Source organism: Rhizobium sp. BK379 (assembly GCF_014193955.1).
Classification (GTDB): domain Bacteria; phylum Pseudomonadota; class Alphaproteobacteria; order Rhizobiales; family Rhizobiaceae; genus Rhizobium.
On record NZ_JACIAD010000001.1, the window covers coordinates 742,287 to 756,605 of the forward strand.

The 14,319-nt window shown below is 59.4% G+C and carries 9 protein-coding genes and 1 pseudogene; 5 read left to right on the forward strand and 5 right to left on the reverse strand.

Annotated elements, in window-relative coordinates:
- The first annotated feature begins 140 nt into the window (after positions 1-140).
- A complete protein-coding gene (locus FHT93_RS03810) occupies positions 141-938 on the forward strand; it encodes a class I SAM-dependent methyltransferase (RefSeq protein ID WP_183846139.1) in 798 nt (265 codons plus the stop codon).
- A 29-nt stretch (positions 939-967) separates the two neighbouring features.
- Here the strand turns inward: FHT93_RS03810 and FHT93_RS03815 are convergent, their stop codons facing one another.
- The 3 genes from FHT93_RS03815 to FHT93_RS03825 form a co-directional block, all read right to left on the reverse strand.
- Positions 968-4,987 carry a hypothetical protein gene (locus tag FHT93_RS03815; RefSeq protein ID WP_183846140.1) on the reverse strand — a complete coding sequence of 1,340 codons (4,020 nt, stop codon included), beginning with the start codon at positions 4,985-4,987 and terminating at the stop codon, positions 968-970.
- 124 nt (positions 4,988-5,111) lie between these two features.
- Positions 5,112-6,149, reverse strand: a complete 1,038-nt coding sequence (locus FHT93_RS03820) for an MBL fold metallo-hydrolase (RefSeq protein WP_183846141.1) — start codon at positions 6,147-6,149, stop codon at positions 5,112-5,114.
- Between the two features lie 288 nt (positions 6,150-6,437).
- Positions 6,438-7,103 carry a peroxiredoxin gene (locus tag FHT93_RS03825; RefSeq protein ID WP_183846142.1) on the reverse strand — a complete coding sequence of 222 codons (666 nt, stop codon included), beginning with the start codon at positions 7,101-7,103 and terminating at the stop codon, positions 6,438-6,440.
- Positions 7,104-7,363: 260 nt separating this feature from the next.
- Between FHT93_RS03825 and FHT93_RS03830 the strand changes: the two genes are divergently transcribed.
- The 4 genes and pseudogenes from FHT93_RS03830 (at position 7,364) to FHT93_RS03845 (ending at position 13,548) form a co-directional block, all read left to right on the forward strand.
- The gene (locus FHT93_RS03830) at positions 7,364-9,082 is read left to right on the forward strand and encodes a BTAD domain-containing putative transcriptional regulator (RefSeq protein ID WP_183846143.1); all 1,719 of its coding nucleotides are present in this window, start codon (positions 7,364-7,366) and stop codon (positions 9,080-9,082) included.
- A gap of 410 nt (positions 9,083-9,492) precedes the next feature.
- Entirely contained in the window at positions 9,493-9,678 is a 186-nt protein-coding gene (locus FHT93_RS03835; protein WP_246715509.1) for a hypothetical protein, read from the forward strand.
- A gap of 164 nt (positions 9,679-9,842) precedes the next feature.
- Positions 9,843-11,684 (forward strand): annotated as a pseudogene (locus tag FHT93_RS03840) (tetratricopeptide repeat protein).
- Positions 11,685-11,757: 73 nt separating this feature from the next.
- Positions 11,758-13,548 (forward strand): glycoside hydrolase family 15 protein, encoded by a 1,791-nt coding sequence (locus FHT93_RS03845; RefSeq protein WP_183846144.1) that lies wholly within the window; start codon positions 11,758-11,760, stop codon positions 13,546-13,548.
- 78 nt (positions 13,549-13,626) lie between these two features.
- Here the strand turns inward: FHT93_RS03845 and FHT93_RS03850 are convergent, their stop codons facing one another.
- Positions 13,627-13,953, reverse strand: coding sequence for a helix-turn-helix domain-containing protein (locus tag FHT93_RS03850; protein ID WP_113015960.1), 327 nt, complete (start codon positions 13,951-13,953; stop codon positions 13,627-13,629).
- The gene (locus FHT93_RS03855; RefSeq protein WP_113015961.1) at positions 13,946-14,302 is read right to left on the reverse strand and encodes a type II toxin-antitoxin system RelE/ParE family toxin; all 357 of its coding nucleotides are present in this window, start codon (positions 14,300-14,302) and stop codon (positions 13,946-13,948) included. Before FHT93_RS03855 ends, FHT93_RS03850 begins: the two co-directional genes overlap by 8 nt.
- Between the last annotated feature and the right edge of the window lie 17 nt (positions 14,303-14,319).

Genomic DNA, 14,319 nt, shown 5'->3' on the forward strand with positions numbered 1-14,319 from the left:
AGAGGCCACGTCATGGGTCGATGGCAGGAGGCCAGAGCGTTGTCCACGGCACAACCGAACAAACCCCAGCCCTCCGATAGACGCAGCATCCACCCCGCCCTATATCCGCCCCGCAAAAGCACCATTGCCGGGAGCGCCCCATGCCATCCACCTTCATCGCCAAGGGCGCCGACGCCTATGAAGCCAGCATGGGCCGCTGGAGCCGCAAGCTTGCAGACCCCTTCCTCGCCTTTGCCGGCGTGCCCTCGCACGGCCGCGTCCTCGACGCCGGCTGCGGTACCGGCAGCCTGACGCTGGCGCTCGCAGCCCATCCCGGACTGACCGCCATCGAAGCCCTGGATTTCGAGCAAAACTTCGTCACAGCCCTCAGCGCCCGCACGGATGACCCGAGGATATCGGCCCGCCAGGGCGACGTCTACGCCCTGCCCTATGACGAAAAGAGCTTCGACGCCGTCTATTCCCTGCTCGTCCTGCATTTCGTCTCCGACGCCGACAAGGCCATCACCGAAATGCGCCGCGTCCTAAAACCCGGCGCCACCGCCGCAGCTGCCGTCTGGTCCCATGACGGCATGCCGAGCTGGCGCCTCTTCTGGAACACGATCCGCGCCGTCGAACCCGAAGCCGAAGGCAACGGCATCCCCTCCGGCCCGAGGCCGATGACGGCGGAGGGCGAGCTGCGGGCGCTCTTTGCGAAAGCCGGCTTTGCCGATGTCACCGAGGCAAGGCTGACGATCACGATGAACTACGCCAATTTCGAGGATTTCTACCTGCCGAAAGTCTATGGGCAGGGACGGTTTTCGGCCTTTTTCGAGGCATTGCCGGAGGCGAGACGGGACCGGCTGCGGGAGGCGCTGAAGGCTGCCTATCTGGATGGGAGAAGCGAGGATGGGCCGCGTGGGTTCGAGAGCGTGGCCTGGGCGGTGCGGGGTGTGGGTTGACGAAGAAACAGTCGTGCTCGTGGAAAGCTCTAAACCTGTGAAACATCCAGTACGAATACATCAATTACCCCGCAAAGATGCGTGGGTATTTGCATTTCAATTCTCCGCTTCAGTTCTTCGGCACTCACGATGCCATGTTTTTTTAGGCCCGCGACCTTCTCGTCCGCGCCGAACCAGATGACAAGAAATATTCCTTGTTGTTCGGCGTCAGGATGAATTGAATAACGTTCATAAAGCTGAGCCGATGCGGCCGTATACAGATCTTCATGCCACTGTCCCTTGACCTCGGTAACAAGCAGTCGCCTTATCCCGCTAATAACCTTGGTGACGGTAAAATCGCTGCGATTTGCGGATTTAAGCTGATGCTCCGGCGTCACAGTAATGCTTTTCGGCTGAAGTCGAAGGCTTAAGCGCTCAGCTATGATTTCCGTGGATCTCACCTCGCCTAACCGTTCCCCCTTCTCGTAGAAACGGCTCGCCGAATTAAACTCGCCTCCAACTATCGCCCGTTGAAAATCCTGCAGTTCTTGAATCACCAGTTCTCGTAAGCCCTCCACCGTAACTACCGCATCGCGGTCAAGAAGATGCACCACCTGCAATGGCGAGGGAGCTTCAAAGTCTCTCAGAGCTCTATTGCGGAGTTGCCCAGCTCGAATACTTTTAAGGTCTTGATGAAAATCAACGTACCGAAGATCGTAAAGAAGTTTCTCAAGTACGGGGATCGCGCGGTCGGGATCGTCTGAACTCATCGACCAAATCACTTCGGTAAGAAAGCGATATGCGTTTTCAGCTTTGGGACTATCGGTGCCAAAATGGTCGGGCAATTCAACCTTGGGCCATTTGTCGACAAAGGCATCCAAGATCGCTTCAACTTTAACCGATGTTAGCTTTGGCCACCCCGGATGGTCGCCGCGGCTCATACGCCCCGAACGTTCGTAGAGCATCAGCACCGTATCCCTATCGGCTCTAAGCCAATCCCAACATGACGCGAAGGTATTGTCTAAGAAGTACCAGGATCGGATAAACCAGAACAATCGCTTTTGCTCGATATCTTCATTGTCAGTCGGATATGGCCAGAAAAATAGAAATTCAGCGCATCGCAGGGCTATGATTTCGTTTAATTTTTCGCGACTTCCGAACTGCGCCGCGATATCAAAAAGATTGCTCAATGAACGAAGATCCAGCCCTCGAGATCGCTCAAGCCATTCAATTGATATCGTCGCTCTCCAAGGGCTAAAGACCTCTTCATCCCGCAACAGCCTGACCTCGCATTGGGCACACCCCTGAATGAAAAGTTGTGGCTCAACGTATCGTCGTAAAAAAACCTCAACACAGCTGGCATCGGGAAAAATGAGACGATCTACTTCGGTCCGAAGCGCGTCGCGTTCTCCTTGAGAGACAGCATCGTAAGTCATACGAATGCCCGTGCGCAGGACTTGCAGAAGTCGCACCTCAACGTTTTCGAGTGTACCTTCTGCGCGCATGATCTCTACGCAAGCCGCGTACAGTATCATCTCTGAATACAGGCTCTTCGAGGAGCATTGGAGTTCCGCGAGCCGATGCAGATCGGGAACATGTTCGTCAATAAAGCTTAGACAATTTCTCAGAGCATTTCGAACAAGGGCCTTGTCTCCAAACTCCCGCTCAATTTTCTCCGGATGCATCAGCGTCAACAGAGCGAACCGAACTAAGAGACTCCAATGACGGCCACTCTCAACAAAATCCCGGTTATCTTGCACATATCTGATGTTCGCTGCGTGAAGGTCGTCCTCCTGCCTCCGCCGGCGTTTCATTTTGCGAGCATGCCTGAAACTTGGCAGTCTATGTTCCCGCTCGAATTGCGCCGCTGTTCTGTTGGACCTAGTCCACTCTCTTAGGAGCGGGAGTTTCTCTGACGCCTGCGCACGCATATGCCGCCGCAAGCTATCTGCACTCCTATCGGCTTTATCTCGATAAAATTGGTGCGGAACAATAAAGCTCGTCCATAAGTCAACATTATCTGTTCTAAACGCCAGATCGACTGTGAACCGATAGTCTTGCGGATGAAATCGCAATCCAGAATGGCAATACATATCAAAATTATGCATTCTTGTTCTAACTATGTCATTTTGATCCTTAAGAGTCTCGAACGCATAGGCAATTATACCTTGGCGTAAATCATCTTCCTGGAGCGCACGCACCGCGGCGCTTTGATCCGCACCTCTGCCTTCGTGGAAATTCAAATTTCTGACCCACTGCCAAACTCGCTTAGGATCATGTGGCGGCGGAGCCATCTCGAAGTAGCGATCCAACATCGAGCCGATGATCTTACTAATGCCGTTGCGACAATCACACTCGTAGGGTTTGGCGCCACAGGTGCAAGCCACGTTCCTACACAAACTGTCGAGTAGGCACTGTATGGTATCCAGCTCCAAACTTGCGATGAGCCGCTTCACAAAATATCGCGCTCCAATAGTTCGTTCGAGCCTTTCTCGATGACCGGGATAGAGGTGAGCACATACGCGGAAAAAACTCACGAAATCTGCAGTCCTAAATGTCCCCGGACCTAGCGCTTCAATAATACGGGCCGCAACATGAAGTGACGCTTGGCTTGCTTGAAAAACCAAAACGGCCAAATCAGGATAGCAATCATAGCCGTCCGCTCCGAGCAGACACCTGCTCGCCAGTTCCCGAATATGCTCCTCTTCATCCGGCGCGAGTAAGAGCTGCCGTAGCTCATCGCGCAACATTGCAACGGCAGGCGATCCGCACAAAAGCTCCAAAATCAACTGGCGCAGGTGCCCTTCATTATCCCGCGCCAACAGGGGTTTGATCTCGTCGATGATTTCTTGGGTAAAGAAACCCGCAACGCTAAATCTGCGCCAAAAGTCACCTCGTCGAAAGTAAGGGTCCTTTTCCTCAACGGCTCTCAATCGATTTATCAGCCTACGCTTTGAAGAAGGATCAAGCTGCGACGGATCGCCGTTGGCAAGTACCGCATATGGATCCAGATCAATCGCGGCTTCTTGGATCGACTTATTGCCAAGTGACGCCATCCATCCAAGCAAGCCCCTGAGTTCGTCTCTAACAGTTCGGTTCGGCGCGATAACTGACAGACATTTAGCGAGGCTGAGAGGATCAGAAGAGTCAGCAATCCTTCTTATTAGATAATTCGCTGCGCAATATTCCGAAACGATCTTGTGAACAGGCCGGTGCTGGTCCACTGTGTCGCCCGGTTTAAAAAGCCGCGTTGCTAAAATTCCCTCGACCGCGGTCCCCTTCTCGCTAAGCATGGCGAGCAAGGGATACATGCGGTTTTCGCTGAATTCATTGGTGGCGACACCTTCAGCGCCGGATAGCAGGAGTTTTGTAAAAACCTCCGAAGCGATCTCAATTTTTTTAGCTGCGGCCAGCGGCTGCCTGCTTCTTGCAACTTCTATATTCGCCTCTCTCGCTAACCGCTCGACAGCTTGTTCAAAAATTGATCGCTTGTCCGTAAAGCGTCTTCCACTTTCGAGGTATGCATCGGCGAACAACTTTAAAAACTGCGGATTTGGAAGCAGTGCTTGTAAATCAAATCGGGCAACTTCGTTTTGAAATGACGGAAAATCTTCGCCCGGAGCATGCTGCTCAAATATTGCGCTCTGCTCATCCTCATCAAACTCACAAAGTCTAACTACCAATGGCTCATGCCCCATAAACGCCTTGAACGCAGCTGTGGCTGCGTTATCCCATTCACTGGAGCGACTCGATATAATAAGGTGAGTGGGGTCTCCTTTTCTGACATTCCCAAGAAGTAGGTGAATTCCCGCGGCGTCCACTTTCGCCAACTCATCGAAGGCATCGATAATCAGCGTCGAGCTAATTTCAGGCGCACCAATCCGTGCGAACACGTTCGCTGTTACTACGGGCACGCTCAATTGACGAGAAAGACTCTTTAGCAGTTCAGTCTTCCCACCGCCGGGCTCTGCTAATACGACGATATATTTTGAAGCGCTCAGAAGCGCTATTTCGCTATATATCTTCTGGTCATCAAAAAGCTTGCGAGGCAGATAAAAGCTATCGATCATGCTGCTTTAAGTAGCAAGAAAACGCCTTTTCGTTAAGCCAACCCAAACTGAACGCACAAGAATTCTGCTAAAAATCAGCTTAACGCTCAAGAATTTTCTCGCGCCTTTACTGTTCATTTGACCTTCACTCCCCCACCACCCCACCAGCCTTCTTCCAAGCATCAATCCCCCCCTCAATATGACACGCCGTCCCCATCCCTGAATCCTGCGCCGCCTGCACGGCCATCGCCGACCGCTCTCCGAACGCACAGTAAAACACCACCCTCTTCCCCGTCGCCGCCGCCAGTTCATGCAGCATGCCGCCCGCTGACAGGTTCTCCTGCAGATCCGCATAGGGCGCATGCAGGGCGCCCGGGATCACCCCATGCCGCTCCCGTTCGCTCCTCTCGCGCAAATCCACGATGACCACATCGCTTCGCCCGCGCAGCCCCAGCGCATCCCGCGCACTCACCGCCCAGCCCTTGCGCGCGATCTCGTCCTGGTGGAGGCCGATGTGGATGTTGGCTGGCACGGCGACGTCCATCATCTTGGGGTTGGGCAGGTGCAGGTTGTTCATGAGGTCGACATATTCGTCGATCGATTTGACCTGCAGGCGCGGGTTGAAGCGTTTTTCCTCGCCGATGGTCGAGACCGTGTCGCCCTTGTAGTCGTGGGCGGGGAAGAGCAGCGTTTCGTCCGGCAGGCGCAGGAGCTTGTTGAAGATCGAGTCATATTGGGCGCGCGGATCGCCGTTCTGGAAATCGGTGCGGCCGGTGCCGCGGATGAGCAGGGTGTCGCCGGTGAAGATGCGGTCGCCCATCAGGTAGGAATAGGAATCGTCCGTATGGCCGGGCGTATAGAGCACGTCGAGGCTCATGCCCTCGATCGTCACCCGGTCGCCTTCGGCAACGCGCATGGCAACGACATCGGCCTTGGTCTGCTCGCCCATCACGGTGATGCAATGGGTCTGGTCGCGCAGCGCGCCGAGGCCGGTAATGTGGTCGGCATGGAGGTGTGTGTCGACCGCCTTGACCAGCTTCAGGTCCAGCTCGCGCACGAGCTGCATGTAGCGATCCACCTTTTCCAGAACGGGGTCGATAATCAGCGCCTCGCCGCCGCGCCTGGAGGCGATGAGATAGGTATAGGTGCCGGAAACACTGTCGAAAAGCTGTCGGAAAATCATGGTCGTCTCCGTGATGTGCTCATCTCGATCTCGCCAAGCGAACGGATACCGGCTCCAGGGCGCCGTGCGGCCGTTCGGACGCATAAGGGACGCTCTGTCTTTTCGATCTCCGCATCAGGCTTTCCGAAAATCGAATCCGAATTTCGGGCCGATGCCGTGGCCGATGATACGCTCGCATGGAAAAAAGCGGAATATGGGACGAGGACGGATGCACACTCCCGCCCTCGCCTCTTCGGATGACCTTCCCTAAGGGCAGGCTATTCATTCCCTAACGGGAGGCAGCAGCTTTCAGGTCAGGATCGGCTGCGGCACGATGCGGATATAGGGCTTCGGCTCCTTCCAGCCCTGCGGATAGAGCTGCTTTGCCTCATCGTTGGAAACCGAGCCCGCGATGATCACCTCGTCGCCCGGCTTCCAGTTCACGGGCGTTGCCAGGCGATGCTTGGCTGTCAGTTGCAGGCTGTCGATCACGCGCAGGATCTCGTCGAAATTGCGCCCCGTCGTCATCGGGTAGGAGATGACGAGCTTGATCTTCTTGTCCGGGCCGATGACATAGACATTGCGCACCGTCTGGTTGTCGGCGGCCGTGCGTCCCTCGGATGTCTCGCCGGAAGCGGCCGGCAGCATGTCGTAGAGCTTGGAGACGGTAAGCGTGGGATCGCCGATCATCGGGAAGTTCGGCGCCATCCCCTGCGTCTCGGCAATATCCATCGCCCAGCCGGAATGCCTGTCGACCGGATCGACCGAGAGGCCGATGATCTTGACGCCGCGCTTGTCGAATTCCGGCTTCAGCCGCGCCATATAGCCGAGCTCCGTGGTGCAGACGGGCGTAAAATCCTTCGGGTGGGAAAACAGGATGCCCCAGTCCTTGCCCAGCCATTCGTGGAAGCTGATCATGCCGTCGGTGGTCTCGGCGGTGAAATCGGGGGCGATGTCGTTGATGCGCAGTGACATGGTCTTGGTCCTCTTGGTTCGCCGGCCGCCTTGGCCGGGGTCGCGAAATCTGGGCTGATCCTCTTTGCGCTGCTCTGGGTGTGTTGCCATCGCCAGCGCCGGATGTACGATGGCGACATTACGCTTGCGCCCGTTCCTCCAGCGTTCCCCGAGCCAGCTTTCGCTGCGGCGGGCGGAAACCTCGGCACGGGCATTTTTTCGACATGGCATTTTCGAGACATTCCGGGCCGCGATCGGGCCTGATCTGACAGGGGCATAATGTGAAAATTTCTCTGGAGCTGCTCGGCCGCTTTGCGGTCCGCGTCGATGGTGCCGAAATCCCGGCCGCCGCCTGGAAGCGGGACCGCGCCGCCGCCATCATCAAGCTGCTGGCGCTCTCGCCCGAACATCGCATCCACCGCGAACAGGCGATGGAAGCCTTCTGGCCGGATCTGGATGCGGAAGCCGCCGGCGCCAACCTGCGCAAGGCGCTGCATTTCGCCCGCAAGGCGCTGGGCGCGCCGGACGCGATCGGCATAGCAAGGGAAATCGTCGCCTTCTCGCCCGACGTGGAAATCGAGACCGATGTCATCAGGTTCGAGACCGCCGCAAAGGCTGCGCTGCGCAGCAGGGATGCGGCCGAATGCGAGGCCGCGGCCGATCTCTATGGCGGCGCGCTGCTGCCGGACGACCGCTTCCTCGAATGGCTGGACGCACCCCGCCAGCGCCTGCAGCAGCTCTATGTGGAGACACTGCGCGCTGGCAAGCTGTGGCGCCGGCTGATCGCGCTCGACCCGACCGACGAGGAGGCGCAATGCGCCCTCATGCAGGCAGCGCTCGATGCCGGCAACCGCACGGAGGCGATCCGCCAGTTCGACCAGCTGCGCGAAAAGCTGCACGCCGAGCTCGGCGTCGGCCCCAGCCGGCCGGCAATCGAGCTTTACGAGCGGGCGCTGGCTCTATCGGGCGCGCAGCCGGCAGCCCCGGTGGAGCGGATCCGCGCCGCCCTTGCCTGGGCGCTCGTGCATCTGCAGAGCGGCGAGTTCGCAAAGGCTGCCGATCTCGCCCGCCAGACCCGCGCCGAGGCGCTGGATGCCGGCCTCGGCCGCGAGGTCGGCGAAGCCGGCGCCATCCTCGGGCTCACGGCCCATATGCAGGGCCAGTGGCGAGAGCTTTTCCGCAGCGAATTCACCGAATGGGTAAGGAAGCGCAGCGCCTTCGTGCCCGCGGTCTTCGATGGCCATCTCTGCCTCGCGGAATTCTGCCTGTGTGACGCCCGCGGCCACGGCCTCATTCACGAGAGCGCCGAGGAGCTGCTCGGTGTCGCCGACGAGGCGAAATCCGTGGCCGGCCGTGGCCTCGCCTGCCTCATCCTCGGCGAAATTGCCCGCTGCGCCGGCAATCTCGATGAGGCCGAACGCCTGCTTGTTGAGGCCGAGCGCCTGCATGTTGAAGCCAATGCCATATCCGGCCGGGTGCTGGTGCTGGAGCGGCTGGCCGAGATCGCGCTTGCCCGCGGCCAGAAATGGCGCGCTGCCCGCTTCATCCAGAAGGCATTTGCCGATGCGCAGGCCTCCTGGCTGTCAGGTCACCTGCTCTTGCGCCTACAGGCGCTCGCCGTGCGCTCCGCCACCAGCAAGGAGAAGCTCGCCGAAGCCATCCTCACCGGCGACCGGCTGCTGACCCCCGGCGCCTGCCAGCTCTGCTCCATGGGCCTGCGCACGGCATCCGCGATCGCGCTCGCCCAGGCCGGCAATCTCGACCAGGTCGATCGCCGCCTGAACGAGGCCGAACGCATTGCCGGCATGTGGCAGGGCGGCCCCTGGGCGGCTGCACTCTGGGAGGCGCGCGGCGTCCAGCGCCAGGCCCAGGCCAACAGAATCCGCGCCGTCGCCGCCTTCGCCGAGGCCGCCGCCCGTTACGAGGAACTCGGCCGGCCACTCGATCAGGCGAGATGCCTCGCCCAGATGGATGAGGCGCAGATGGCTGTGGCGGTCTGACAAGTCAAAAAGCCTGCCAAGTCTGCGTTTTAACTGTGCAAAAATTAAACAAATACCCGGCGGAAAGCTCCGCCGGGTATTTATTAAGCAACAGCTGAAATAATTTCGCCGCGATTTAAAAAGTGAAATTGCGGTTCCATTATTCAGGCCTACAATGTTCCACGCTGGATGCTGCAAACCCAGTGGAGAAGGGTTGCCCAACCTGTTGAACCGGGCGGCCCTTCTCCTTCCTTTACCGCAAGCGCGGATCTGTTGCTATTACATGCGTAACATCGTGAACAGGCATTGAAGAAATCCCCAGGGCGGACGGGGCTGCACGAGGACGTGATCTACTTTTTATTGAAGAACACAATCTGCGCCCTAGAACGTTCGGGGGGACGTTTGAGGGAATGTCGATGATAAGAGAGAAAATGTCGGCGAGTCAGACGCCGATGCAGGAAGAAGATGTCGCTCTTTGCCAGAGCGTCTATGACCATATCTGTGCGGCACGGCATATCGCCACGGACGGCGAACGCGAGGAACTGGCGATCCAGATCCTGCATTTCTATCAGCATGGCGTGAAGGACCAGGGCAGCCTGGAGCGGCTGTTGCTGTAGGTGGAAGACGGCGCATTGCGCAGGGTATCTGCCTATGGCAGCCCTACCCGACGGCCGCTCCTGCGTCATGTTCCGGCCCAACCCCGATCTCTGCAGCGAAGCAGACTGGCTTTCGCGCCTATGCTACACTCCCGCTCGAGAGCATGCTCATCGAGGGGACCGGCATGGAACGCAAGCTCGCAGCCATTCTCGCCGCCGATGTCGCCGGCTATTCGGCGCTGATGGAGCAGGATGAGGCCGGTACGTTCCAGCGGCTGAGGGCGGATCACAGGGAGCTGCTGGAGCCGGAAATCCGCCAACACAATGGCCGCATCTTCAAGCTGATGGGCGATGGATTGCTGGCCGAATTCGGCAGCGTCGTCGATGCGGTGGAATGCGCCTCCGCCCTGCAGCGCGGCATGACCAGGCGCAATGCCGGTGCTTCCGAAAACACGCAGCTGGAAATTCGGATTGGCATCAATCTCGGCGAGGTCATCGTCGAGGGCGAGGATCGTTATGGCGAGGGCGTCAACATCGCCGCCCGCCTGCAGGCCCTTGCCGAACCCGGCGGCATCTGTGTTTCGGGCAAGGTTTCGGGTGAGGTTTCCGGCAAGCTCGCCTTTGCCTTCGAGCCGATGGGCGAACAGCGGGTCAAGAACATTGCCGAGCCGATCGCCTGCTACCGCGTGACGTTCGATCAGGGCATGCCTTCCCGCACCGGGCCGCGAGCGCCGAAAAGAATCTCGATCGCCGTCCTGCCCTTCAGCAACATGAGCGGCGACCCGGAGCAGGAATATTTCTCCGACGGCATCACCGAAGACATCATCACCGACCTCGCGAAAATCTCCGGCCTGCATGTCATCGCCCGCAACACGAGCTTCACCTACAAGGGCCGGGCCGTGAAGATCGAGCAGGTGGCCCGCGAACTCGGCGTCGGCTTCCTGCTGGAAGGCAGTGTGCGCAAGGCCGGCGCCCGCGTGCGCATCACCGGGCAGCTCGTCGACGGCAGGGATGGCAGCCATCTCTGGGCGGAGCGCTACGACCGCGAACTGACCGATATCTTCGCCATACAGGACGAGATCGCCCACGCCATCATCGAGCAGCTGAAGGTCAGGCTGCTGCCAAATGAGAAAGCGGCGATCGACGCCACGCCGACGGAGGATGTCAAGGCTTACACCTATTACCTCCGGGGCCGGCAATTCCTGCACATGTGCTCGAGATCCTACATGCTGCTGGCGCGGCGCATGTTCTCGAAGGCCGCCGAGATCGACCCTGATTATGCGCGCGCCTATGCCGGCATCGCGCTCTGCGATTCCGTTCTCCACTCCTGGCAATATGCCGATATCTCGATCGATGGCATCCTCGCGACGAGCGCCAGGGCGTTGGAACTCGATCCCGATCTCGCCGACGCCCATGCCTCGCGCGGCCTCGCCCTGCAATATGGCGGCCAGCGCGATGAAGCCGCCGCCGAATTCGAGCTGGCGCTGACGCTCGATCCCGATCTGCATGAGGCAAACTATTTCTTCGCGCGCTTCTTCTTCGAAAATGGCGATTTCGAACGAGCCGCCACCCTGTTCGAACGCGCCACCCAATTGCGGTTCGACGACTACCGCTCCGCCGCGCTCCTGGCCTGCATCTATCTCAAGCTTGGCCGCCGCGCCGACATGCAGCGGGCCGGCCGGCTGGGCCTGGAGCGGGCCGAACGCGAACTCAGCCAGCATCCCGAGAATTCGAGCCCTGCCCAGCTCGGAGCATTGATGCTGGCCTATCTCGGCGAATGCGACCGCGCCAGGGAATGGGCGGCCCGCACGCTCGCCATAGACCCCGATGATCTCAACGCCATGTACAATATCGCCTGCGCCTATCTGAACATGGGAGACCAGGAAGCGGCGCTCGACCTCCTGGAAAAGGTCCTCCCGATCGCCTCCGTGCACCGCCACTGGTGAACCAGTGATCCGGACCTCGACACGATCCGCGATCACCCGCGGTATCGGAGGCTGGTGGAGATGACAGCGGCAGGCACCTGACGCGCCGTTCTCACGGTTGACCTCCGCGTACAAGCCCTACCTAAACCCCGGCTGACATGCTGAGGAGGTTAAGGTGACGGCACTCATCGAGGATTACGCCCTTATCGGCGATTGCGAGACCGCAGCACTCGTCTCCAGAAACGGCTCGATCGACTGGCTGTGTTTTCCGCGCTTCGACTCTCCCGCCTGTTTCGCCGCCCTGCTCGGCACGGAGGAGAACGGTTTCTGGTCGCTGGCGCCTTCGGGCTGCAAATACAGCACCACGCGCCGCTACCGCGAAGACACGCTCATTCTCGAAACCGAATTCCAGACCGAGACCGGCACCGCTGTCGTCACCGACTTCATGCCGTTGCGCGATGGCACCAGCGACCTGATGCGCATTGTCGAGGGCAAGAGCGGCACCGTCGCCTTCGATATGGAGCTCAACCTTCGCTTCGATTACGGCCGCACCGTTCCCTGGGTCACGCATGGCGAGGATGGCGGCATCACCGCCATTGCCGGCCCGGACAGGCTGACGCTGAATTGCGCCGTGCCGCTGGAAGGTCGCGGGCTGAGCACGGTCGGCTCTTTTGAGGTCGCAACCGGCGAACAGCAGATATTCACCCTCACCTGGTCCCCCTCGCACCTGCCGCAGCCTGCGCAGCGGCAGGTGGAATATGCGCTGCCGGACACCGAGGAATTCTGGCAGTCCTTTGCCGCGAAATGCCCCAAGGTAGGCAAGTGGACGGAACAGGTGAAGCGCTCGCTCATCACGCTGAAGGCGCTCACCTACATGCCGACGGGCGGCATCGTCGCGGCGGCCACGACCTCCCTGCCGGAAAAGATCGGCGGCCCGCGCAACTGGGATTACCGCTATTGCTGGCTGCGCGACGCGACGCTGACCCTGCTCGCCCTGATGAAGCTCGGCTATTACGAGGAGGCGAGCGCCTGGCGCAGCTGGCTGCTGCGCGCCGTTGCCGGTGCGCCGGCACAGATGCAGATCATGTATGGCGTCGCCGGCGAGCGCAACCTGCTGGAATGGCAGGTGCCCTGGCTGAAGGGCTACGAAGGCTCCGCGCCGGTGCGCATCGGCAATGCCGCCGCCGAGCAGGTGCAGCTCGATGTCTATGGCGAGGTGGCAGATGCCTTGCTGCAGGCCCGCAAGGGCGGCCTGCCGCCGCATCACCGCGGCCGCGAACTGGCCATCGCCATCCTGCCCTTCCTGGAAAAGGTCTGGGTGCAGCCCGACGAAGGCATCTGGGAGGTGCGCGGCGAGCGCCAGCATTTCACCTATTCCAAGGTCATGGCCTGGGTGGCCTTCGACCGCGCCGTCCAGATCGCCGAGGCGGACGGCGAGCCGGAAGAAGCCGCCCGCTGGCGCGCGCTCGCCGACCGCGTCCATGCCGAGGTCTGCGAAAAGGCCTTCAACGCCGAACTCGGCTGCTTCACCCAGGCCTACGGCTCGAGCGCGATGGATGCGAGCCTGCTGCATCTCGGCATGGTCGGCTTCATCGCGCCAGACGATCCGCGCTATGTGGCGACCGTCGAGGCGGTGGAGCGCAAGCTGCTGCGCGACGGCCTGCTCCTGCGCTACGAGACGCAGGAAGTGGATGACGGCCTTCCACCCGGCGAAGGCGCCTTCCTCGCCTGCAGCTTCTGGCTCGTCGACGCCTACTACATGATCGGCCGGCAGGAGGATGCGCTGCAGCTGTTCGAGCGGCTGCTGGCGATTTGCAACGATGTCGGGCTGTTGGCCGAGGAATATGATCCGGGGTCAAAGCGCATGCTGGGGAATTTTCCGCAGGCGTTCAGCCATATCGGGTTGATAAACAGTGCGCTGAACCTGGCGCGGGCCGAGGGGCCGGCGGATCAGCGCTCGGCGTGATGGGTGGAGCGGTTCCGGCTCTCTCCTCATTCCTGTGCATGCCTGTCACAAGCACAGGAATGAGAGTGGATAGGCGTGCTACGCCGTCTGCTTCACATAAATCTCGGGATCGAAATCAACACGCCTGGCCTTGCCATCAGGCGTTTTCAGGACAAGCTCGACGCCGCCCCCGATAGAATGCATATACCGCACGATCGAGGACAGAAGGACATCGTCAGCGCTCTCGATCTTCGAGACGGTATTCTGCGTCATTCCGGCGCGAGCGGCAACCTCCTGCTGTGTTGCCTGCATCGCCTTGCGCACTTCCGCCAGCGCCCTGCCTAGACGACGCTCCTGACGTTTCACATCGAGCCGGACGCGAACATCCTCGGGAAGTTCCTCGCGTAAAGTCTTCCAGTCAGTCATTGTTCTTTCCCTTCAGCCAGGATGCAAAACGCATATCGGCCTTGTTGATCAGCTGCTTGTAAAACAGTGCCTCGCTCATGCCCTGCTTGTCGCCGCCACAAAGGACAATGGCGCTCTGCGTGGGGTCGAAGGCGAAAGCAAATCGCCATACCTGTCTTGCAAACCTGACCCTGATCTCTTTCATATTCGCATGAGCGGAACCCGAGAGCGTATCAACCTCCGGACGCCCCAGAAACGGGCCGTCATCTTCCAGATGGTCAAGCACTTCACCGACCAGTTCTTTCAATCCCATTTCGAGCTCTTTCCATTCAGGAATAAAATCGGGATGGAATTGCACCCTATATGTCATCTATTGCCTCAAAATAT